The 21,001-nt window shown below is 61.1% G+C and carries 17 protein-coding genes; 3 read left to right on the top strand and 14 right to left on the bottom strand.

The window, feature by feature from the left end:
- Nucleotides 1-12 precede the first annotated feature (12 nt).
- The 7 genes from AC1TQG_RS14230 to AC1TQG_RS14200 form a co-directional block, all read right to left on the bottom strand.
- Nucleotides 13-2,073 (bottom strand): CoA transferase, encoded by a 2,061-nt coding sequence (locus AC1TQG_RS14230; protein WP_482137883.1) that lies wholly within the window; start codon nucleotides 2,071-2,073, stop codon nucleotides 13-15.
- 301 nt (nucleotides 2,074-2,374) lie between these two features.
- Complete coding sequence (locus AC1TQG_RS14225) at nucleotides 2,375-3,664, bottom strand: TRAP transporter large permease (RefSeq protein ID WP_482137881.1); 1,290 nt, start codon at nucleotides 3,662-3,664, stop codon at nucleotides 2,375-2,377.
- Nucleotides 3,661-4,425 (bottom strand): TRAP transporter small permease, encoded by a 765-nt coding sequence (locus AC1TQG_RS14220; RefSeq protein WP_482137880.1) that lies wholly within the window; start codon nucleotides 4,423-4,425, stop codon nucleotides 3,661-3,663. Before AC1TQG_RS14220 ends, AC1TQG_RS14225 begins: the two co-directional genes overlap by 4 nt.
- Nucleotides 4,422-5,627 carry a TRAP transporter substrate-binding protein DctP gene (dctP, locus tag AC1TQG_RS14215; protein WP_482137878.1) on the bottom strand — a complete coding sequence of 402 codons (1,206 nt, stop codon included), beginning with the start codon at nucleotides 5,625-5,627 and terminating at the stop codon, nucleotides 4,422-4,424. Before dctP ends, AC1TQG_RS14220 begins: the two co-directional genes overlap by 4 nt.
- Before the next feature lie 354 nt (nucleotides 5,628-5,981).
- On the bottom strand, nucleotides 5,982-7,148 hold the full coding sequence (locus tag AC1TQG_RS14210; protein WP_482137876.1) for an acyl-CoA dehydrogenase family protein: 1,167 nt from the start codon (nucleotides 7,146-7,148) through the stop codon (nucleotides 5,982-5,984).
- Nucleotides 7,148-7,963 carry an HpcH/HpaI aldolase/citrate lyase family protein gene (locus AC1TQG_RS14205; protein WP_482137875.1) on the bottom strand — a complete coding sequence of 272 codons (816 nt, stop codon included), beginning with the start codon at nucleotides 7,961-7,963 and terminating at the stop codon, nucleotides 7,148-7,150. The genes AC1TQG_RS14210 and AC1TQG_RS14205 overlap by 1 nt, the downstream gene beginning before the upstream one ends.
- Nucleotides 7,960-8,436 carry a MaoC family dehydratase gene (locus AC1TQG_RS14200; RefSeq protein ID WP_482137873.1) on the bottom strand — a complete coding sequence of 159 codons (477 nt, stop codon included), beginning with the start codon at nucleotides 8,434-8,436 and terminating at the stop codon, nucleotides 7,960-7,962. The genes AC1TQG_RS14205 and AC1TQG_RS14200 overlap by 4 nt, the downstream gene beginning before the upstream one ends.
- A 242-nt stretch (nucleotides 8,437-8,678) precedes the next feature.
- Between AC1TQG_RS14200 and AC1TQG_RS14195 the strand changes: the two genes are divergently transcribed.
- Nucleotides 8,679-9,425: an IclR family transcriptional regulator gene (locus tag AC1TQG_RS14195; protein WP_482137872.1), complete on the top strand. Its 747-nt coding sequence runs from the start codon at nucleotides 8,679-8,681 to the stop codon at nucleotides 9,423-9,425.
- 68 nt (nucleotides 9,426-9,493) lie between these two features.
- Here AC1TQG_RS14195 and AC1TQG_RS14190 read toward each other — a convergent pair whose 3' ends face one another.
- The 4 genes from AC1TQG_RS14190 to AC1TQG_RS14175 all read right to left on the bottom strand — a co-directional run bounded on the left by AC1TQG_RS14190 (nucleotide 9,494) and on the right by AC1TQG_RS14175 (nucleotide 13,803).
- Nucleotides 9,494-10,288, bottom strand: a complete 795-nt coding sequence (locus AC1TQG_RS14190) for an enoyl-CoA hydratase/isomerase family protein (RefSeq protein ID WP_482137870.1) — start codon at nucleotides 10,286-10,288, stop codon at nucleotides 9,494-9,496.
- On the bottom strand, nucleotides 10,285-11,715 hold the full coding sequence (locus tag AC1TQG_RS14185) for an enoyl-CoA hydratase-related protein (protein ID WP_482137869.1): 1,431 nt from the start codon (nucleotides 11,713-11,715) through the stop codon (nucleotides 10,285-10,287). Before AC1TQG_RS14185 ends, AC1TQG_RS14190 begins: the two co-directional genes overlap by 4 nt.
- A 78-nt stretch (nucleotides 11,716-11,793) precedes the next feature.
- On the bottom strand, nucleotides 11,794-12,561 hold the full coding sequence (locus AC1TQG_RS14180; RefSeq protein WP_482137867.1) for an SDR family NAD(P)-dependent oxidoreductase: 768 nt from the start codon (nucleotides 12,559-12,561) through the stop codon (nucleotides 11,794-11,796).
- A 63-nt stretch (nucleotides 12,562-12,624) separates the two neighbouring features.
- A complete protein-coding gene (locus AC1TQG_RS14175) occupies nucleotides 12,625-13,803 on the bottom strand; it encodes a thiolase family protein (RefSeq protein ID WP_482137865.1) in 1,179 nt (392 codons plus the stop codon).
- A gap of 334 nt (nucleotides 13,804-14,137) precedes the next feature.
- Between AC1TQG_RS14175 and AC1TQG_RS14170 the strand changes: the two genes are divergently transcribed.
- Both AC1TQG_RS14170 and AC1TQG_RS14165 read left to right on the top strand, forming a co-directional pair.
- Entirely contained in the window at nucleotides 14,138-16,078 is a 1,941-nt protein-coding gene (locus AC1TQG_RS14170; protein WP_482137863.1) for a flavin-containing monooxygenase, read from the top strand.
- A gap of 167 nt (nucleotides 16,079-16,245) precedes the next feature.
- The gene (locus tag AC1TQG_RS14165; RefSeq protein ID WP_482137861.1) at nucleotides 16,246-16,893 is read left to right on the top strand and encodes a TetR/AcrR family transcriptional regulator; all 648 of its coding nucleotides are present in this window, start codon (nucleotides 16,246-16,248) and stop codon (nucleotides 16,891-16,893) included.
- A gap of 129 nt (nucleotides 16,894-17,022) precedes the next feature.
- Here AC1TQG_RS14165 and AC1TQG_RS14160 read toward each other — a convergent pair whose 3' ends face one another.
- The 3 genes from AC1TQG_RS14160 to AC1TQG_RS14150 all read right to left on the bottom strand — a co-directional run bounded on the left by AC1TQG_RS14160 (nucleotide 17,023) and on the right by AC1TQG_RS14150 (nucleotide 20,441).
- Nucleotides 17,023-17,850 (bottom strand): N-acyl homoserine lactonase family protein, encoded by an 828-nt coding sequence (locus tag AC1TQG_RS14160; RefSeq protein WP_482137860.1) that lies wholly within the window; start codon nucleotides 17,848-17,850, stop codon nucleotides 17,023-17,025.
- Complete coding sequence (locus AC1TQG_RS14155) at nucleotides 17,828-18,952, bottom strand: zinc-dependent alcohol dehydrogenase (protein ID WP_482137858.1); 1,125 nt, start codon at nucleotides 18,950-18,952, stop codon at nucleotides 17,828-17,830. Before AC1TQG_RS14155 ends, AC1TQG_RS14160 begins: the two co-directional genes overlap by 23 nt.
- Nucleotides 18,953-19,070: 118 nt before the next feature.
- Entirely contained in the window at nucleotides 19,071-20,441 is a 1,371-nt protein-coding gene (locus AC1TQG_RS14150) for an MFS transporter (protein ID WP_482137856.1), read from the bottom strand.
- Between the last annotated feature and the right edge of the window lie 560 nt (nucleotides 20,442-21,001).

Below are 21,001 nucleotides of genomic sequence, written 5' to 3'. Positions count from 1 at the left end.
ACACGGCGCGCATCAACTCTCTGACCGCTCGGGCGCGGCAGTCAAGGGCGCCTTGGGTTTTCCGACGAAACGCCACGGCAAACCGGTGGTCGGGTAATCACCCAACGTCTTGCTGTGGACCATCTGAAACAACTCAGTGTCGTACAAACGTCGGTCGACGGCGAACTCATGCGCCGTATAGTTCAACGCGGCTCGTAGCCCGGCCTGTTGCAGTCGGGCTTCCACTGTGGCGCCGGAGATGTCGGACAATGGCCCCTTAGGGAGATCGACCGCTTGTCCGCGTCGGGTCAGCTCCGGCAATGGTGTACCGACCACAGATTCGAACGTCGCGATGTCATCGTCGTCGACAAGCGTCACCGCAATGAAGCGTCCGGCCTCGGGGAGACGCAGGAAAATATCTCCTCCAACTGCCTCGGCCTTGTAGGTCTCATCCGGGATGGTCCCGATGAGGTCGAGAAGTTGCGTGGCCATCACCTCTGACATCGAGATATCGACCGAGACACTTCGTGCATGCTCAGAGGCCAACGACCACGCCAGGACCCAGTTGGTCACCGTCACACTGGCCAAGGGATCCGCCCACGGAGTGCCTACTCCAGACATCTCACCTCGCGCGTTCTGGGTGGCGGCGATAAGCCCGGAGAATGCGTGAATGGTGGTGCCATAGGCGCGGTATCCGGCCCAGTCGCCGGTCAGACCAAATCCACTTGAGGCCAGGTGCATCGTGCTTTTCGGAGTCCGTGCGATCGCCTCGGCATCGACGCCGACCTTGGTGGCCCGGTGCGGGCTGAGGTTGGTCATGACCACGTCGTACGGTTCAGCGTCGAGGCTGCTCCCCTCGCCCGAGACCTGGACGTCGACTATTGATTTACAGAAGTTGAGGTGGTTGTAGTAGCCACTTCGATTGAGGCCAGGTGTTCCCTTCGCAAAGGGTCCCCGCCGACGGTAGATGTCGAGGCGCTCCGGATCTTCGAGCTTCGTCACCGTCGCCCCCATTGCACCGAGCCATGCGGCTGCCAGCGGTACGGCGAGAACGTGTCCGGCGTCGAGGACTTTGAGCTCCGACAGTGCCGGCGGCCGGGAGTGGGAGTCGTCGCCTGCCCTTTGATAATTGCTCAGTCGCGCAGGGATACTCGCGAACCCCCGCCCCAACGGATCAAAGGTGCGGCCGGAAGTGCCTGCCCGGTCGATGAATTCCTCGACTGTGTTGACGATGGTGCACGGCACACCGGCTGCCTGCAGGATGCTCTGGCAGTCGCTCGTCGTGCGGGTCGACGCCCAGTCCGACATCGCCTGATCGACCTCATCCGAGTGCTCCCGAGCATTTTCCAACGTGGCAATCGAGTCCAAGACTGAACCGATCACATTGCGAAAGCCGGTCCACTGATGCTCTTCGAGAACGAGCACATACACCGACCCGTCAGCGCACTTGAAGAACCCCGTCGGCGCGCCGTAGCGCGCACTGCCCCCGGCATCAGGGCAATCGGCGAGAGCGTGGCCCATTTCCAGCGCCAAACCGGTCGCGATGATTGCTCCCTGCGCCGACAGATCGATATGAACCGGCATGCCGGTCCGGCGCGATTCATGTACGCCGTGCAGCGCCGCCATCGCGATCACATTGCCGACCAGCTTCAGCCCGATCGCTCCGGCAGGGACGGTCGGCGGATCGAGCTCACGCCCGGGGGTGTGACCAAGAATGCCACCGGCCGCCAAAATCGTGAGCTCAGAAGCGAACACGTCGGCGCGAGGATCGGTCAAACCATACGCACTTGCGGTCACCCAGACCGCTGCGTTGCGGTGCTCTACGAACTCGATGTACTCGATGACCGAACCTGACGGGATTCCGGCGACGGTTGGAGAGTTCTCGATCCGATCGATCAACACGACGTCGCTTGCCTCGAGGTCTGCACCCGAAGCCAATTCCCTGACGGCGGCGCCCATCTGGGCCAACGTACCGGCGGCCATGCGCAGAGCCGGCGTGTCACCGCTTGTCACCACTGTGAGACCCGCCAGCCATGTTGTGCGTGCCGACTCCTGCGCCTCGGTGTTCGTTGGGATGGTGGGTGCTTGCGTCATCACGCAATGTCCTTCCTTGAAGGCGTGGATTTCCCGGTATTGGCGTTGGGGAAAGTTGATGTCGGCGACTTTGCTCGTACACCTATCGCCGTATCGTGATCGGAATGGTCAGCGCTCTGACACCTTCCGCACGTGGTCGAAATATCGTATCACCGTACGTAATTGCGAACAATAGGTTGGTGTAGGTCTGCTGAAACCGCCCGTACCGAACACGACTTGAAGCGCCTTGGGGATCCCAGAGGATCACCAAGGCGCTGTGTCCAGCGATCGCGGGGGGCCTCAGGCGTCCCCGCGCGGATTATTAGCCGGACATCTTGCCGGGCAACCACAAAACGAGTTCGGGCCACACCACGAACAGGACAGCCACGCACAACATCGCGGCCGCGTACGGTACAGCGCCCCGGAAGACCTCGCCGGCTTTACGACCGGAGGTCCGTGCGACAACAAATACGTTGATGCCCAGAGGCGGTGTGATCAAACCGATCTCACCCATCAGAACCACAAAGATGCCGAACCAGATGGCGTCATAACCGAGTGCCTCGACCAACGGAAGCACAATTGGCACAGTAAGGGCGATGATCGCGATCTGGTCCATGAAGAAGCCGAGCACCAGGTACAGCAGTGTCAGCAGCAGCATGATGACGATGGCTGGCACAGCAAGGTCGCCGATCCAGTCGACCATGTCGTTCGCCGCTTTTGTCATCGTGAATGCGTAGCCGAAAACGTGCGCCGCGATGACGATTGCAAAAATCATCGAGCTTGACTTGACGGTTTCGATCACTGCGTCGATGAAGCCTTCGAGTGTCAGCTTGCGTCGTGCAATGACGAGCAGCAGGGCGGCGAGCGCGCCCAGTGCGGCGGATTCAGTCGGTGACGCGAGCCCGAAGAAGATCGCGCCGACGACGGCGACGAAGATGAGGATGATGGGCGATGCCTGAAAACTCTGTGTGACTTTTTCTTTCAGGCTCGACCTCTCACCACGCGGTAGGCGGGAAGGATCACGAAGCAGAGGAAGGAACATGGTGAGCAGCAAGGCAACAGCGATGATCAACCCCGGCACGATACCGGCGATGATCATGTCGCCGATGCTCGCTTCTGCAGTCACGGCGTAGAACACCAGGATCACGCTTGGTGGAATCATGCCCGCAAGGGTGCCCACCGAGGCCACCATGCCGGTCGCGGTGGTCGGTCGATATCCCTCGTCGATCATCCTGCCTGTTGTGGTCTTGGCCAGTGTTGCCGCTGCTGCGGTGGACGATCCGGACACGGCCGAGAAACCCACGCCGGCCATCGTCGAAGCAATTGCGGTTCCGCCTGGTGTTCGGCCGAAGACTGTTCGCCCTGCATCGAAGAGCGAATCCATCATTCCGGACATCAACATCAGGTGCGCCATCAGGATGAAAAGCGGTATCGCCGTGAGGGAGAGCGACTGCACTGAGCTGATGGGGATCGCTTCCAGTACACCAGCGGTACCGCTCGCGGTCAGAAGCAATAGCAGGCCGACGATGCCGGCGGCCAGGATCGCGAAGGAGACCGGGACTCGAAGCAGAATGAGCCCGATGAGGATGACGATGAGTAGGAGTGCAATCACTTTGTAAACTCCGGCTTCGTGGAGGGACGGTCCAGGGAGACGTTCGCCGCCCCGGCCAGGTGCGCGTCACTCGAATTGCTTTCTGCACTGGCTATTTCACCCGAACTCGGCGCTCCTTCTGCACCGGCGACCTCTGCGATAATCGCATCGACCTCATCACCTGGGTCGTAGTCGGTGGCCACTGTATTCCACGGGGCGCTGAGTTCACGCCACAGATCGATGGCGACCACGATCGCACCCAAACCCATCGACGTCGGGATGATCGCCCGGAAGATCCAGCTCGGAATGAGCAGTTCGGAAGACCCGGGCATAGGCCCTTCACCGGTTTGGAAAGAGAACACCGTTGCCAAGAGACCGGTGTAGCCAACCGCCACCATTCCCAACAGGACGATCACATAGCCCATGAGAAGTAATGCTTTGCGGACCGGCGTCGACATCTTCTCGAACACGCTGACCACCGCTACGTGCGCGCCACTTCGGTAAGCGGTCACGATTCCGAAGAAGGCGGTCGTCGGCAGCAGGAACTGCTCGATGAAAGAGACCGCCCAGCCCATGGGCGAATCAAACACTGCGCGTGTGAAGATCTCGACGAGAGTGATCACTGCGATCATGACGATCGCCACGCCTGAGATCAGACCGCAGCCCGCAGACACCGAGTTCTGAATGCGATCGAGTGTGGGATGTTCGTCGGTCATGTAGCCAAACGGTGTCCGCCGAGCGCTTCCCTGATGGAATGCGTGGACAATGGCGTCCTGCGTCATCGGTCAACCTTTCCCATTTCATCCCTCAAGTCAGACAGCGTTTGACCGGCGGGCAACCCTTGCGACTCGAGATCGTCGACCCACGATTCCCGCACGGGCGCAACAGCATCAACCCAGAGTTTCTTGGTCTGACCCTCGATGGGTACTAGCGTCACGCCTGCCTCACGCAGGGTGTTGTTCGCCTTCTTCGAATCTTCATCAACGGACTCGCACACGCTGGTCTGGGCGATGGCCGAAGCATCGAGCAACACTTGTTGCTGCTCCGTGGACAGCCGGTCCCAGACCTTGGGGCTGATGGCCATGATGGAGGTCGCTGCATTCAGGTTCGCGCCGACGGTCGCGTAGTCGAAGACGTCCTCAAGGCTGTAGGTCGGAATGCTGTACGGCTGACGGATCGAGCCGGCGACGATCTTTCTTGAGATTCCTTCGTACAGGTCCTGCATGGACATGGCCACACCCGCGGCACCCAGACCGTCTAGGACTCGGTCACCGATACCTCCCGGGCTTGCCATCAATTTGCCTTCGAGGTCCGAGGGTTGCTCAACTTTGAACCCGCTCGTAAACACCTCAGACCGCGGGAGGTTCACTGTCCACAGTCCCAACACGCCGCGCTCTTTGAGTTCTTGTTCGTACAGAATTCCACCGGGGCGCACCATCGGGAGCAGGCCCCGGGCGACTGTGCAAGGGCTCTCCGAGAATCCGGGCAGGTCACCGACAACCGACAACGGCAACTCATTCGACAGGTATCCAGGGATGATCGGTCCCAGATCGATACTGCCGTTGCGTAACAACGCGAGTAAATCCTTCTGCTTGCCGAGCTGCCCGCTGCCGAACTCGTTCAGCTCGAGTCCCACCGCGGGCCCGTGCGCGTTCACATAATCCAGGAAGGGCTTGACTCCGCCTCTCCCTACCGGATTCTTGGCCGAGTACGCATCGGCAAATACCAGCGTCACTGCACCGGACACTTCGTCGGGTCTGCTGGCGTTGCAGCCGGCTGTCAATGTGAGGGCGAGTGCCATTGCTACGGCTGCCCATCTTCTTCTACGCATTCGTAATATTCCTTTTGCCGTCATGTCGGGAGCGGCGATGGTCCCCAGTATGAGCAATGGACCATCAATGACTGTGCGAAGGTGCTGCGACCTGACACCGTTCTGAATTACGAACAGCAATTCGTAATAATGTACACGATAGGTGTGCCGCATCTCCCTGTCAACACAATTCGTGACCCAGATAACTTTGCCCGAGGCCCGCCCGGGTGGTGCGGCCGGAGGCCTTGATCGCACAGCGCGCCGGTAGCCCGCATGCATTTGCGATGGACGACGGACCAACGAACTTTATCGCCGAAGTTCTTGCTGCCGAATGGAATTCGCGCGGAACAAACAGACCGGGCCGGCACCGGGCCGGAGGAAGCGCTCGATCACGGGGTCGATCAGAATCGCGGTACGCACCCGCAGGACAAGGACTCGCGAGTGGACGCCACACAGCCCGCGGAGCACACATGGTCCAGTGCTCTCCCCCACCACTCTGGCGGGCGAGTGCACCTGACGCCAAAACAATTAGTACGAACGAGGCAGGCCAAGAACGTGATTCGCCACGTAGTTCATGACCATCTCCTGGCTGACCGGGGCGATGCGAAGGATGCGGGACTCTCGGAAGTAGCGTTCGACGTGGTATTCCCGGGCGTAACCCATACCGCCGTGGGTCTGAATGGCCTGATCGGCGGCCTTGAATGCGGCGTCGGCACACAACCACTTGGCCATGTTCGCTTCCTTGCCACACGACAATCCCTCGTCATATCGCCACGCTGCATTCCGAGCCATCAGCTCAGCGGCATCGAGTCGGGTCTGGCACTCCGCGAGGGGGAATGCGATGCCCTGGTTCTGTCCGATCGGGCGACCGAAGACGACCCGCTCCTTGGCGTACTGAGCTGCCCGTTCCATGGACGCCCGGCCGATGCCGAGCGCTTCGTGGGCCAGCAGGATGCGTTCGGGGTTCAGACCGTCGAGCAGATACTTGAAACCCTTACCCTCGTCTCCGACGCGCGCAGTGTCTGGCACGAAGTAGTCCTCGATCAGGACCTCGTAGGACGCGACCGCGTTGCGGCCCATCTTCGGAATGGGATTGAGGTGCACGAACTCCGGATCGATGTCGATGAGGAACAGTGTCATGCCGTCGGTGGAACGTTCGACCTCGTCACGCTTGGTGGTGCGCGCGATCAGAATCATCTTCGAAGAGTCACCGGCTTTGGTGATCCAGACCTTGCGACCATTGATCACATAGCCACCCTCGACACGCTTGGCGAATGTCGAGATGCGAGTGGTGTCGGTGCCGGCGTCCGGCTCCGTCACACCGAAGCAGACGTGCAGGGAACCGTCGGCTGCGCTGGGCAGGATCTCCTTCCGGAGTTCCTCACTGCCGTGCTTGACGATGGTGTTCAAGCCAAAGATGGTCAGATGCATGGTGCTACAGCCATTCATGCCCGCGCCGGAAGCCGCGATCTCCTCCAGGAGCAATGACGCTTCGAAGATGCCCTGCCCCCCGCCGCCGTACTCCTCGGGGATAGCAATTCCGAGCCAGCCGTTCTCGGCGAAGGCGTTGTAAAACTCCCAAGGGAACTCGGCGTTTTGGTCCTTCTCGGCCCAGTAGTCGTTCGAGAAGCTCCGAGCCAGGTCACGCGCAGCGGTCCGCAGATCTTTTTGGTCAGGTGTCAGTTCAAGATCCATCAGTGGCTTCTTTCTGCGATGTGGCGAGCATGGGTGAGGAGCGGACCGTCGATCATCTGATCGCCGATCCGAAAGACGCCGCCAGTGGTGGCGTCTGGGTGCGAGAGCACAGTGTTGGCCCATTCGAGCTGAGCTGCGCTGGGATGGAAGGTTTCTCGGATGTGGGTCACGTGGCTCGGGTGAATGCACGCTTTGGAGCGGAACCCGAGTTCTGCGGCCTCGTCCGATTCGCGGCGCAGGCCTTCGATGTCAGAGATGTCGATGTGAACTGCATCGATGGCTGCCTTGCCCGCTGCAGATGCGGCGAGGAGACAGTTGCTACGGACCTGTTCGACGAGCGGGCGATAGCGGCCGTCGGGCCCCCTGCTGGAGCGACCCCCGAGGTCGGCGAGCAGATCCTCGCCACCCCACATCATTCCAACGCAGTTCTCTGCCTGCACCAACTGCGACATGGACAGGGCGCCGGCAGCGGATTCGATCAGGACCACAACATCGAAGTCGGCCAATTGCGCCAAGTGCTCTGGGTTCGCCGCCTTCGGCAGCATGACTGTTCTGACCCCTGCCCGGCGCATGGTTACGACATCATCGGCGAACCATCTCGTGTCCGCACCGTTCACGCGCACGATGGCCCGCTCGGGAGCAGCGGCTGCCGTTACTGCAACCTCGGCTCGGGCGTCTGCCTTGCCGGCCGGACCAACGGCGTCCTCTAGATCGAGGATCACGGAATCAGCACGATCGAATGCTTTATCGAACCGTTCGGGTCGGTCACCCGGGCAGAAAAGCAGACTCGGACCGAGAACCGGCGAGCCGGTCACTGCACAACCGGCCGGCGATGCATCATCGCATTGCGTCGCGCTTCAGCAACGACTTCACCACGCTGATTGCGACCGATATGCAGGAAGGTCACGATGCCGACATCCGGGCGGGACTTCGAGTCTCGCTTCGCCACGACCGTGGTTTCGGCATACAGCGTGTCACCGGCGAACATCGGCTTCGGGAAGGAGATCTGTTCGAAACCCAGATTCGCGACCGTGGTCAGCTGCGTGAGCTGTCCTACGCTCAGGCCGATGAGAGTGGAAAGCGTGAACATGCTGTTCACGAGTCGCTCACCGAACTGCGTCTCCTGTGCCGCGTGCGCGTCGAGATGCAGACTCTGACCGTTCATCGTCATCGTCGAGAACAGCGTGTTGTCGTACGCCTCGACCGTTCGGCCGGGGCTGTGTTTATAGACGACGTCGGTCTCAAGATCCTCGAAGTACAGGCCACGCTGTGTGACAGCTCGCATCATCTATTCCTAAATACGTATGGATGTGTTTATATATGAACGAGTATCGAACGAGGGAGTCTCTGTGTCAAGCCTCGGATCGCATCCTCTGAGGCGCGCAGTCCCCAAGCGGGGCCGCTGATTTCGCCCTGAACCGAGGCAGATTGGCCGGTCGATGTCGGTTTCCTTGATACGATTGGCGTTCGCATACTTCAATGCAGCGGCGCGATACAGAACGCGCGCGAACAGCCGGAAAGAGGATTTGCATGGCGTCGACGACGAAGGCGGCCGAGTCGAGCCCTGCCGCCGAGCATCGCACCGTAAGCCGCGTGATGGGGATTCTGGAGGCAGTGGTCGCAGCCGAACCCGCGGGAGTTCGCCTCGGCGAATTCGCCAACGCGATCGACGCCCCGAAATCATCGATTCACGGGTTGACCAAGGGGTTGGTGGCCACCGGGTATTTGACGGAACGCGACGGGCGTTACTTTCGCGGCCCGGGCATCGCCAGTCTCCTCGGGGGCGCGCCGGGCGCCTCAGCGGCCTATCGTTATGAACTCGAACAACTCTCACAACGATTCGGTGAGACAGCGGTACTGTCATCGCTGGTCGGTGACGCCGTTGTACACCTCGACGCAGTCGAGGCAGCACAAATGGTGCGGGTATCGCCACTTCTGCACCAACGTCGGCCCCTGTGGCCCCTGAGCTACGGTAAATGCTTCCTCGCCTTCATGCCCCCGCAGCGCATGGAAGCCTATTTACGTCGCCAGGGCGCCGACGGTGAGAAATTGGAGTCCATGCGTGCCGAGATCGACGAGGTGCGTGAGTCTCGAATCGCCATCAACCGTGACGATGAATTGGTCGGCGTCGCAAGCCCCATTCTCTCGTCTGATGGCAGCGTGGTGCTGTCGATCGGAGTCACCGGCCCCGCGACTCGCATGGCAGGCAAGATGGACACGGTGACCGCCGCGGTTCGGAGTGTCGCCGAGTCACTGTCGTCCGGCGGACGTCACTGAGCACGTTCGAAGTCGACGACTTGACCGCCGGAGAGCGGCTCACCGGGTGAGCCGCTCTCAGCGCAGATCTACTCGCCGGTGAAATTGGGTTTACGCCGCTCGCGATAAGCTCTCACACCTTCGGCGAAGTCTTTTGTGCCGCGGAGTCGACCCTGTTCGCGACGCTCCTCCGCCAGTGCCGAGGGCAACGACTCGATCAACGACGCACGCATTGTTCGTCGAATCGATGCAATGGCGAGCGGACTGGAAATGGCGATCTCCGTGGCGAACTCGTGCGCCTGGGAAGATACCGCATCGGGTTCGACCAGCCGATCACACAGACCGAGGGTATACGCCTCTTGGCCGCCGATCCGCCTTCCCGTGTACAAGATCTCCGTCGCTCGCTGGTGGCCGACGATTCGCGGCAGCGTCACCGAAGTGGCGAATCCATTACTGACACCGATGCGAGCAAAGTTCGCCGCGAACGTCGCTCTCGGCGTGGCGATCCGAAAATCGGCCGACATGGCGAGGCCGAATCCACCACCGATCGCCGCACCGTCGATCGCTGCGACAACAGGCAAGGGCTGGGCGAAGATCCGCGGGACGATGCTGTCGTAGATATGGGGACCGGCCTTGTGAACCAGGGTGTCCGGCTGAAAGTTCATCCCGGCGCAGAAGTGCTTGGCCTTGCTCTCGAGGACAATCACTCGAGCACCAACGGTTGCGGCTTCTTCCATCGCAGAGGCCAGGCGGTCGAGCAACACCTTGTCGAAGAAGTTGTACGTCCCGTTCGCGAAACAGATTGTGGCGACGTGACTTTCGATGTCGTGCGAGAGCTCAATAACCTGCTCGGACAGTTCGAGGTTTGCAGTGTGATCAGTCATCGGTTGTCCTCCCGGGACGCAGCGTGCAGAGACAGAGCCAACTTTCGGCCGTCGGCGAGCCAAGAATCGATGCCGCCAGTCCAGCCTGGGAATCCGGCGATCCGTACCGACGCGGCGTCGGCATCCTCGGCGAAGGCGAGAACGCCGGCTTCGATCGCTACGCGACCTTCGGCGGCCATCCGGTCGAGTAGATCGCAGGCGAGTTCGACGTCGTCGTCGGTCGCGGGCTCCGGATGTTGCCCTACGATCTCTGAGTCCAGACCAGTCCAATACAACGCCCGGTCGATGGACGCACGCGCTTGACCGCTCGTCTCTGCATCGATCACCGCCTGGTCCAGAGCCTCTCTGATCCACTGGGAGAAGGGACGCTCCCCCAGCCCCACAAGCACTGGCACAACTCCGGTTCGTAAGAGTCCGGCTACGTAGGCGGACGCACCTTCAGTGCCGTCCCAGCTGACCTCGGCAAACCTTTGACCGTCGCCGACGTAGTCGGGTGCATGCCAGACAGTCGGCCGGTCGGCCTCGGGAACCCCGGCCGGATCGACGGGAGCAGAGGAGATTGCCTTGGCTCGCTTCCGCAAAGCATTCGTGGCGAAGAACTGTGCCTGGAGAGCATTCTTCGTCGCACCAGAGACCACCACCGAACCGAACTCCACGGACTCGGTATGCAGAGCCTCGAGGGTCGTTGCGGTCAATGCGCTGTTCGCAGCTCGGATGACAGCCCGTTCGACCGGCACCGCACGGGGGGCCGGCAAAGCCCGGGCTACCCCACGATCAGCGATCTCCGTACGAACGCGTCCGGATGGATGCGCCGCGATCCACGTCTGTGCGGACCGGACGGCTTCCTCGGTCGATTCGACGGCCTCGTCGATCAGTCCCATCTCGATGGCCTCGCCGAGCGAGTACTTGCGTCCGGGCAGAATCAGCTCGTCGAGCGCCCGATCGATCCCCAGTCGCTGGACGGTACGAACAATTCCGCCGGCACCGGGCATTAGGCCGAGCCTGGATTCCGGAAGGCCGACCGACACACGGCCATCGTCGATGGCGATCGAGTGGTGGCAGCACAGCGCCAACTCCAGACCTCCGCCGAGCGCCGGCCCGTTGATCACCGCGACGACCGGTATGGGCAGTGACTCGAGGCGCTTGGTCAAACCCTTACGCGAGTCGATGTCCGCAACGAAGTCGTCGAGGGTCTCGGGACCGGCGGCGAGCAATCGGTTCAGGTCACCACCGGCGAGGAATGACTTCTTCGCCGATCGCAGAATCACCCCCTTCACCGAGTCACTCTCGGCTTCGAGGCGGTCCACCGCGTCCGAAAGCGCTTGGATGTAAGCAACACTGACAGTGTTGACGGGTTGGTCCGGGTCGTCCAGCATCAGCGAGACAATACCCTCGCCGGACTGCTCCCATGTGATGACAGACTTCATCGGCTTCCTTACATCGCTTGCGACAACTCGAGATTCGGAGTGCTGAACGCCCACCGGTGGTGATTTCGCCGGTCAGGCTCAGGGGCGGGGTCCCATGCGGACGGCCCCGTCGAGACGGATGGTCTCGCCGTTGAGCATCGGGTTGTCGATGATCGCCTCAGCCATGTGCGCGAACTCCGGCGCCTGGCCAAGTCGGTTCGGGTGCGGTACCGGCGCGGCAAGCTGCTTCTTCACCTCGTCACCGAGACGATCGAGAATCGGGGTGTCGAAGATACCCGGCGCGATGGACGCCACACGGATCTGCTTCTTCGCCAGATCGCGTGCGCCGACGAGCGTCATCGCCACAATGCCGGCCTTGGACGCTGCGTACGGAAGCTGCCCGATCTGGCCTTCGAAGGCTGCGACCGATGCAGTCATGACCACCACACCACGATCGCCGTCGACGAGGCCGTTCTTCGCCATGGCACTGGCCGAGTAACGCAGGATGTTGAAGGTGCCCCGGATATTGGTCCGGATGACGCGGTCGAACAGTTCCGGATCGGCAGGGTTGTCGTCACGGTCGAGAATCCGCACGGTGCCACCGTGTCCGGCGCAATGCACCACAGCGCGCAACGGCCCGCGTGCGGCGGCCGCCGCAACCGCGGCGGCAACCTGCTCGTCATCGGTGACATCAGCAGGCTCAAAGTACACGTTGCTGCCGAGCTCCTCGGCCCGCTCGACACCCTTCGATGTCGGCAGGTCGAGAATGGTGACAGCACAGCCGCGCGCGGCGAGCCGCGTGGCTGTGGCCAGTCCGAGGCCGGATGCGCCACCGGTGACGATGACGGATGCTCCCGTGAGATTCAATGTCTTACCTTTCGTGGTTCGTGCAGAGCCTAGGTAGTTGCGTTGTACGTGTTGCCTTGCGGCTCAGAGTCGTTCGACGATGGTTGCGTTCGCCATGCCTCCGGCCTCGCACATCGTCTGAAGGCCGAATCGACCGCCGGTGGCCTCGAGGCTGCCGATAAGAGACGACATCAGACGCAGTCCCGAAGCACCGAGCGGATGCCCGAGTGCGATCGCGCCTCCATTGGCGTTGAGCTTCACCGGATCCATGTCGAACTCGGTCTGCCAGGCCAGCGGAACCGCGGCGAAGGCTTCGTTCAACTCGACGTAGTCGAGGTCGCCGATCTTCATGCCCGCACGGTTGAGCGCCTTGTGCGTGGCAGGGATCGGACCGGTCAGCATCAGTACCGGGTCGTCACCGGCGACGGCGGCGGTCACGAACCGAGCCCTCGGCCGCAGACCGAGCTTCTCGGCCATTTCGGAACTCATCAAGAGTGCGGCACCGGCGCCGTCGGTGATCTGCGAGGAGTTGCCTGCGGTCACCCGCCAGTCGAGGTCCGGATACTGCGAACGGGCTTCGTCGGTGCCGAACGCCGGCTTGAGCTTGGCCAATGACTCGAAGGAGGACTGCGGCCGAATGGTCTCATCCTTGTTCACGACCGTGCCGTCTGGGCAAACGATGGACGCGATCTGCGAATCGAAAACGCCTGTGTCGCTTGCTCGCTGCGCCCGCAGATGAGACTCGACGCTGAGGGCGTCCATCGCCTCACGCGACAGTCCGAACTTCTGCGCGACGAGCTCGGCGGCGATGCCCTGCGACGTCATACCAGGGAAACGTGCGGCGACGCCGGGGCCGGCTGGATCTGAGTTCTTGCGGTTCGTGCCCATCGGCACGTGACTCATCGATTCGATACCACCGGCAATCGCGATGTCATAGGCGCCGGCGACGATCCCTTGTACGGCAAAATCGATGGCCTGTTGGCCCGAGCCACATCGGCGTTCGATGGTTGCGGACGGCACCGAGACCGGCAGTCCGGCAGACAACCAGGCGTGCCGACCGGGAGTGCCCGATTGTTCTCCGACCTGGCCGACACAACCGACCAGCACGTCGTCGACGAGCGCTGGGTCGAAGTCGTTGCGGCCGACCAGCGCCGAGAAAACCTGCGCGAGGAGTTCAACGGGATGCAGTGGGGACAAGGCGCCTCCCGGCTTGCCTTTGCCCATGGGTGAACGCACGATGTCGACGAGCACGGCTTCTGGCATGTCAGAGTTCCTCTGTTTCTCGCTGTACCGCACATGACTGAGGGGCGGTTGGGGTTCGGAAGTTTCACCGGCGTCTTACATTCGTTATTTCGGACGCTTATCCGTATATGAGGATAGTACAGGCGCCTCCGTAGACCCGCAATGGCGATGAGGCATCGCAATGGTCAACCCGAGAACCACCCCGACAAAGCCCTCCTACCAACACAACCGTTGACACTGCACAGCTGTACGAGATATCGTACGGCTGTTCGTATACACGTACGCACGATCGGACCCGTTCGCCCCCGCGGACCGGAAAACGCGATCGGTAGCGCAAAACGAGAGGCCGGGCGAAATGACGTCTGAAATCACCATGCAGCACGATCGACTGTTCGAGGAAAACCTGAGCGCCGCGCTGCAGGAAGCGAATGTCCCGACACTGCAGACGATGATCGTCCAGATGACCGGCGACTTGAGCTGGCTCGACGAGCCGTACCGCCCGACACGCTGCCAGGGGGTCGACGACAACGACACCGGTGGACTTGATCCTCAACTACAAGACAACATTCGGCAGGCAGCCTTTGAGGCGATCCTGGCTTGGCGTGCCGGCCGCGACATCGCCATCCCGGACATCTCCAACGAATTGCTATTGAAAGTCATGCGCGTATCTGTCGGCGAAGAGATTCCCGAGGATTACGCGCCCCTGATGGCCGCGAAGCTCGACTCGTATCTACATCCTGAGACGCAGACCCGCTCACTGGTTGACTTGGTGCCCAACGGATTTGAAGTTCTGGTCATCGGTGCCGGCATGTCCGGCATGGCGATGGCAGTCCGGTTGAAATCGGCCGGCGTCCCGTTCCGGATCATCGAAAAAGGTTCGGACGTCGGCGGTGTGTGGAATCAGCACCACTACCCCGGCTGTGGTGTCGACACACCGAGCCACCTGTACTCCTACTCATTCATGCAGGGCCGCTGGAACCGATATTTCGCATCACGTGACGAAGTCGTTGCGAACTACCGTCGAGTCGCTGAAGATTTCGGCCTTCTGCAGCACATCACCTTCAACACCGAGGTGATCGGCACCCACTACGACGAGGACGCCCACCTCTGGCGTTCACAACTACGCAATCCCGACGGCAGCGAGGATGAGATCACCACCAACCTGTTGGTCACGGCAGTCGGCGCCTTCGGCACACCCAAGTGGCCGAGCATCGAAGGCCTGAGCGACTTCAAGGGCGACTTGCTCCACACCGCAAAGTGGGATCCAACAGTCGAGCTCGATGGCAAAAGGGTCGGTGTCATCGGAAACGGCGCCAGCGCAATGCAACTCGTCCCGGCGATCGTAGATCGCGTGGAATCGTTGAAGGTGTATCAACGTTCACGCCAGTGGGCCGCACCCTTCCCGAAGTTCAAGAAGGAAATCCCGGCAGGCGCCAACTTCCTGTTCGCCGAAGTGCCGCTGTACGAGTGGTGGTACCGCCTGCGCCTGAGCTGGATCTTCGACAGCAAAACCTATGCGTCGCTACACGTTGACCCGGAATGGCCGCACCCGGAACGCTCACTCAACAAGATCAATGACGCTCATCGCCGCTTCTTCACCCGATACATCGAATCCGAACTCGGCGACCGCCAGGACCTTGCGGCGCGCGTCACCCCCGATTTCCCACCCAACGGCAAGCGGATGCTCCTCGACAACGGCTGGTTCCGCACACTGACCCGTGACAATGTCGAACTCGTCGACGTCCCGATCGAAAAGATTGACGAGACAGGCATCGTCAACAAGGACGGAACCCACCGCGAGCTCGATGTCATCGTCGCCGCCAGTGGATTCGACGTCGCACGGTTCCTCTCACCCGTCAACGTGTACGGCCGCAACGGTGTATCGGTGCGCGATGCCTGGGACGACGACAACCCGAAGGCGTACTACGGAACCGTCACACCGGACTTCCCCAACATGTTCATGCTGTTCGGACCAAATACCTCGCTGGGTCACGGCGGCAGCTTCATCTTCATCTCCGAGTGCCAGATCAACTACGTGATGAGCACTATCGAACAGATGTTGCGCGACAACAAGACCGAAGTGGAAGTACGGACAGATGTGTGTAACGCCTACAACGACCTGATGGACGAAAAGCACCAGAACATGATCTGGACCCACCAGGGGTTCTCGAGTTACTACCGCAACAACCGCGGTCGCGTGATCATGAACAGCCCGTGGAAAACGGTCGAGTTCTGGGAGTTCACAAAACAGGCAAATATGGAGGATTTCGTCACGGCAAAACGCGAAGACTCTTAGTCAGCAGACAACCTGACGGCACTCGTCCCCGCCTACCGGTGGGGACGAGTGCCGTTGTTGCTTCGAAGCACCGGGACCAAACAAGGGTCTTCGGCAGCGGCTGGTTTCGGCATGTTTAGGTATGAGTACATAACCGAGCAAGCCCGGCCGACCCCGAGGAGGAGAGCGTGACCGAAAGTCCGCCCGTCAAGCGCAGGGGCAGGGGACGGAGACCCTTCGCCGAGGTACACGCAGAGGTTCTCGACGCCGCCGGAAACGTTCTCATGGCCGAGGGTTTGGGCGGCTTCACAGTAGACAAGGTCGTCACCGCATCCGGTGTCAGTTCTGCCACGGTATACAAGTACTGGCCATCACGCGGAGCTCTCGCGTTGGACGGGTACCTCCACGTGGCCGGCGACTCAATGGCATTGCGCGATACCGGAAACGTCGAAGCCGACCTCAAATACATGCTCACTGCGTTCGTCAATACGGTGACCCGCAAACCCTTTGGACCGATATTCGCGCAATTGGTGGGCACTGCCCAAACAGATGCCGAACTTGCAGAGCAATTCGACCGCTTTTTCGGCCCGCGCCGATCCAATTTCTTCGCCATACTCGAGACTGCCACGGCCCGTGGTCAACTTCGGCCGGACACCGATGTAGGCGTGCTTGTGGATACAGTGTGGGGAGCCTGCTTTATGCGACTTCTGCTCCCCCACTTGACTCCCGGGCTGACCCCGCAATTCGTGGAACAGGTGGTAGAACAGGCTCTCACCGGTGTCTTGGTGGAGCCTGTGACGAATCTTCGTAGGGCGATCGATCACCGGCCCGCATAACGCGACTCCTCGTGATCCGACCTTCTCTGGCCTGCCGCATCATCCCCAACCTACGATGGCGCGGCAGGCCGCGAAGCTACCCCTTTGAGGATCGCGTGCTGCTATAGCCTACTCGAATATTGCTGCAGATCAACGGTACTCAGCGCGATCAAAGACGCGAAGGTCATGCCCGGGCAGGATGACGTCGGCTTCCTTCGTCGACCGACGGATACTGGCGAAATAAGATTCGAGGTCAACGTGAATCGGGTTGGGCGTGAACTGGTCTCCGTTCAGATTCTGATGAAGCGGAAGGTTGTCGCCCGGGATCAGATATGTCTCGGTGCCAGAGACCAGTACGGACTGACTTCCGGGTGAGTGGCCCGGCGTATGCAAGATGTTCACACCAGGCGCGATCTCGAGATCCCCTTCGATGAGCGTCAGCTGCGCACGCATGAAGCCCGGAAGTGATGTACACATCCCATGTTCGACCTCGATCTCGTCGTAGGCGTGACGGTGCAGCGGCAACGGCGCGATCGCATACTGCAACTCACTCCGCTGGGCGAGCAGTGTCGCGTTCGGAAATCGATGGTTGTTGGCGCAGTGGTCCCAATGCAGGTGCGTGTTGACCACGACATCGATATCGTCGGCACCGACTCCGATGCCTTCCAGAGCTGCCACCGGATTCTGCTCAGCGGTTTGGCCAAGCGGATGATGGTGCAGAGCAGTCTCTTCCGGACACGCCACACCCGTGTCCACCAGAATGTGCTTATCTCCTGCGCGGACATAGAAAAAAGAGAATGTCAGATCGAGCGGCTCAGGGTCCGCCCCCATCAGCAATCTCGACAGTGTTCGCGCCGCCGTGCCGGCGCACAGCGGGACCACGCGTACATCGCTCATCGGAAACTCCTTGTTGACATCAGTCGGGATGGAGAGATCAGTCGTGCTCGGTGGATTCTCACAACGATGCGCTTCGCGCACCGGGAACGATTGCGACGTGGATCGCGCCGTCTGCAGAGTCCTCGAGCGTCCGTATCGCCTGTTCGGCGTCGGCGACGTCAAAGGAGTGCGTATGCATGTCTTCCATTGGATAGCGGCGACTTTCGAGCACAGCGATCGCTGGCTCGAACTCGGAGAAGGGGGTGGACAACACTCCCCGAATAACGAGCGCCTTGTGGATGATGTCATCGGGCATGATGCCGTCTACGGCACGTGGGCCCTTCAGCCCGACCAGAACAATCCGGCTGCCGCGTACCGCGATCTCGATTGCATGCCGTACCGAATCGGGCGCATTGGGCGTCGTGTCGATGATCACCTCAGCCCCGCCTCCGGTGAGTTCTCGCACCGCTTTGCTTACGTCCATGCCGGGCTCGACGATCAAGGTGTCATCTGCGCCGAGACGACGGGCCAATTCGAGTTTGTGGGCGTCTTTGGCCAGTCCGGTGACGACCACCTGCTTTGCGCCGGCTTCCTTGGCGCCGATCACGCAACACAGCCCGCGCACGCCCGCACCGAGGATGACCACGCGGTCGTCGGGGCCTGTTTCGGGAACAGTTTTCGCCCACGACATCCCCGATGCCAGCGGGTTGTACAACGCGGCGACACCGGCCGGCAGTGTCGGATCAATCTTGCGAACCACCGACAGGCGGTCCAGATACAGCATGTCGGCGTAGCCGCCCCACAAAGCAGGCGCGCGGTCGATACCGATGAAACCGTACGTTCCGCCCCGCTCAGCGCACTTTTCAGGTTGCCATGTCGCACACGCCTCACACTTACCGCACCCGAAGAACGGACGAACCGCCACTCGGTCCCCCGGCTCCACCCCCCACCTGCGGGAGGCTTCTTTGCCAATAGCAGCGATTACACCCACCGGCTCGTGCCCTGGAATGGACGGGAAGGGTGTGTGTCGGTCAGAGGCGGCCATCTCACCCCGGTATTGCTCGATGTCAGTGCCGCACAAGCCACATGCCTCGACTCGCAGAATCGCATCGTCGTCGCCCAACACGGGTAACGGAATGTTCTGCTGGACAATCTTGTTCGGCTCGATCAATACGGCGGCGCGGCTGGTGGATGGTAATGACATCGGACTCCTCATTCTACTATCACATCGAATCCAGTCCGGCCGGCCGCTGCTCCCGACCCAAAATGGTCGGCGAGCGGCGGCCGGCTGGACTGGTCATCTTTTCGATCTCACGTAGTCGCTAGTTGCTGCGAACTTCGACAGGCTTCCGGGCAGCGGCGGGCTCTCCGGACAACGTGCGATCGCGGGTCTCGGGCAATGCCAGGACTCCGGCAATGCTCGCCACCGAGAAGATCGACAACAACAGACCGATCGACCAACTGCCCCAGTTGCTCAACAGTGCTGTCGCGAAGATCGGGGTGAGTGCGCCGCCGACGATTGCTGCAAGGTTGTAGCTGGCACCCGCCCCGGTGTAGCGATGCTTGGTATCGAACAGCTCGGACAACAACGGACCCGCGGGTCCCCAGGTGAACCCGAGGATGGACGTCGTCAGCGCGAGCCCGACTCCAAACGCCCACATACCGCCGAGGTCGATGATTGGGAACAGAACGAGACCCAGTGCCGCCAGGGCTATGGTTCCACCCAGAATCGTTCGCTTGCGACCGATCCGGTCCGAGAGCATCCCGCCAGCCAATGTGGTTGCCGCATAGACCAATCCCGCGACAACACCCATACCGAGTACAGCCGGTCGGCTCAGGCCCGGACCGCTGGTACCGGTCGCGTAACTGGTCAGATAGGCCGTCGCCAGATAGAAACCACAGAACGTACCGACCAGGGCGAGCGCACCGATGATCACCTCGCGCCACTGTTCGCGAAACACGGAGACGAACGGAATCTGCTGCGGCTCGACTGACTCATTTCCGGAATGCAGATCTGCGGCTTGCTGCTCGGCGGCCGCCTTGAACACAGGCGTCTCGTCGAGTTTGAATCGCGCATAGAAGCCGACCCCGATCAGCAGGATGCTGAAGATGAACGGAATACGCCAGCCGTAGTCCAAGAACGCGCCGTCGCTGTCGCCCATGGCGAGAGAAGTGATGAGGAACGTCGCGCTCGCCAGCGAGAACGCCAGCGGTCCACCCATCTGCGGATAAGCGCCTGCCAATCCGCGCCGCGCCTTCGGTGAATACTCCGTGGCCAGGAGCACCGCTCCTGCCCACTCACCGCCCACAGCCAAGCCCTGCACGATTCGCAACAAGACAAGCAAGATCGGTGCAGCCACCCCAATCGTCGCCGGTGTCGGCAGCAAGCCAACAAGGACCGTGCACGATCCCATCATCGAGAGGGTGATGATGAGGGTCTTCTTACGTCCGATGCGGTCGCCGTAGTGACCGAAAATGAGGCCGCCAACAGGACGGGCAACAAATGCAACGCCCAGCGTGGCAAACGAAGCGAAGAGACTGGCCGTACCACCGAGCGCCGGAAAGAACACCTTCGGGAAGACCAAGGCAGCCGCGGTGCCGTAGATGATGAAGTCGTAAAACTCGAGCATGCTGCCGACCGTGCTGGCGACGACCACGCGCCGCATGGTCTTTCGCTCGGACGCTGTACTCACGGTTCCTCCGTTGGGTGTTGGATATTGGACGAGCGTCCATAGGATGGAAGCTGAGGGAAAACCTGCCGACTCGCGCGCCGACCGGAAATGAAGACAGTTCTTATTTAAGTACGGCTGTACGTTAATCCGTACACATCGCTTGTGTCAACAGTCACATCTTCCGGCGGCCGATGTGTTCGGCACGGCGCCAGCCCGATGGAGTCCAGCCCACAGAAAACCCCGGAATCCACTACTCGGGGACCGAGAGGCCATGGACCTCGGATACACGACCTTCTACGCTCTTGGGTACACGCAGTTTTCGCTCAACATCAGATTCCGCCGATTGCGGCGAAAGTCTCCACCAGCAAGACAGCACGATCACAATGCACCGGAGCACGCCATTACCGCAGATGAGCATCGGTCTCCACGCTCACCAGACTGCCCAACACGACGCTTTGTCCGAGTCGTACCACCGAGACGAGCCGCCGTTTTCGTTTGAACACTCGCCGTCGGCATTCCACAACTGGCGCCATAGCGCAAAACAACCTAAGCGTCCAAAGCGCTGATCCGAGTGACGTAGC

The organism is Williamsia sp. Y844 (assembly GCF_056786475.1).
The sequence above is the reverse complement of the archived record's forward strand: the minus strand, read 5'-3'. Positions and strand labels throughout refer to the sequence as shown.

Excerpts from the sequence above, each read along its gene's own strand:
- AC1TQG_RS14230 (WP_482137883.1), bottom strand. The coding sequence starts at position 2,073 with ATGACGCAAGCACCCACCATCCCAACGAACACCGAGGCGCAGGAGTCG.
- AC1TQG_RS14220 (WP_482137880.1), bottom strand. The coding sequence starts at position 4,425 with ATGACGCAGGACGCCATTGTCCACGCATTCCATCAGGGAAGCGCTCGG.
- dctP (WP_482137878.1), bottom strand. The coding sequence starts at position 5,627 with ATGCGGCACACCTATCGTGTACATTATTACGAATTGCTGTTCGTAATT.
- AC1TQG_RS14210 (WP_482137876.1), bottom strand. The coding sequence starts at position 7,148 with ATGGATCTTGAACTGACACCTGACCAAAAAGATCTGCGGACCGCTGCG.
- AC1TQG_RS14200 (WP_482137873.1), bottom strand. The coding sequence starts at position 8,436 with ATGATGCGAGCTGTCACACAGCGTGGCCTGTACTTCGAGGATCTTGAG.
- AC1TQG_RS14195 (WP_482137872.1), top strand. The coding sequence starts at position 8,679 with ATGGCGTCGACGACGAAGGCGGCCGAGTCGAGCCCTGCCGCCGAGCAT.
- AC1TQG_RS14190 (WP_482137870.1), bottom strand. The coding sequence starts at position 10,288 with ATGACTGATCACACTGCAAACCTCGAACTGTCCGAGCAGGTTATTGAG.
- AC1TQG_RS14185 (WP_482137869.1), bottom strand. The coding sequence starts at position 11,715 with ATGAAGTCTGTCATCACATGGGAGCAGTCCGGCGAGGGTATTGTCTCG.
- AC1TQG_RS14175 (WP_482137865.1), bottom strand. The coding sequence starts at position 13,803 with ATGCCAGAAGCCGTGCTCGTCGACATCGTGCGTTCACCCATGGGCAAA.
- AC1TQG_RS14170 (WP_482137863.1), top strand. The coding sequence starts at position 14,138 with ATGACGTCTGAAATCACCATGCAGCACGATCGACTGTTCGAGGAAAAC.
- AC1TQG_RS14155 (WP_482137858.1), bottom strand. The coding sequence starts at position 18,952 with ATGTCATTACCATCCACCAGCCGCGCCGCCGTATTGATCGAGCCGAAC.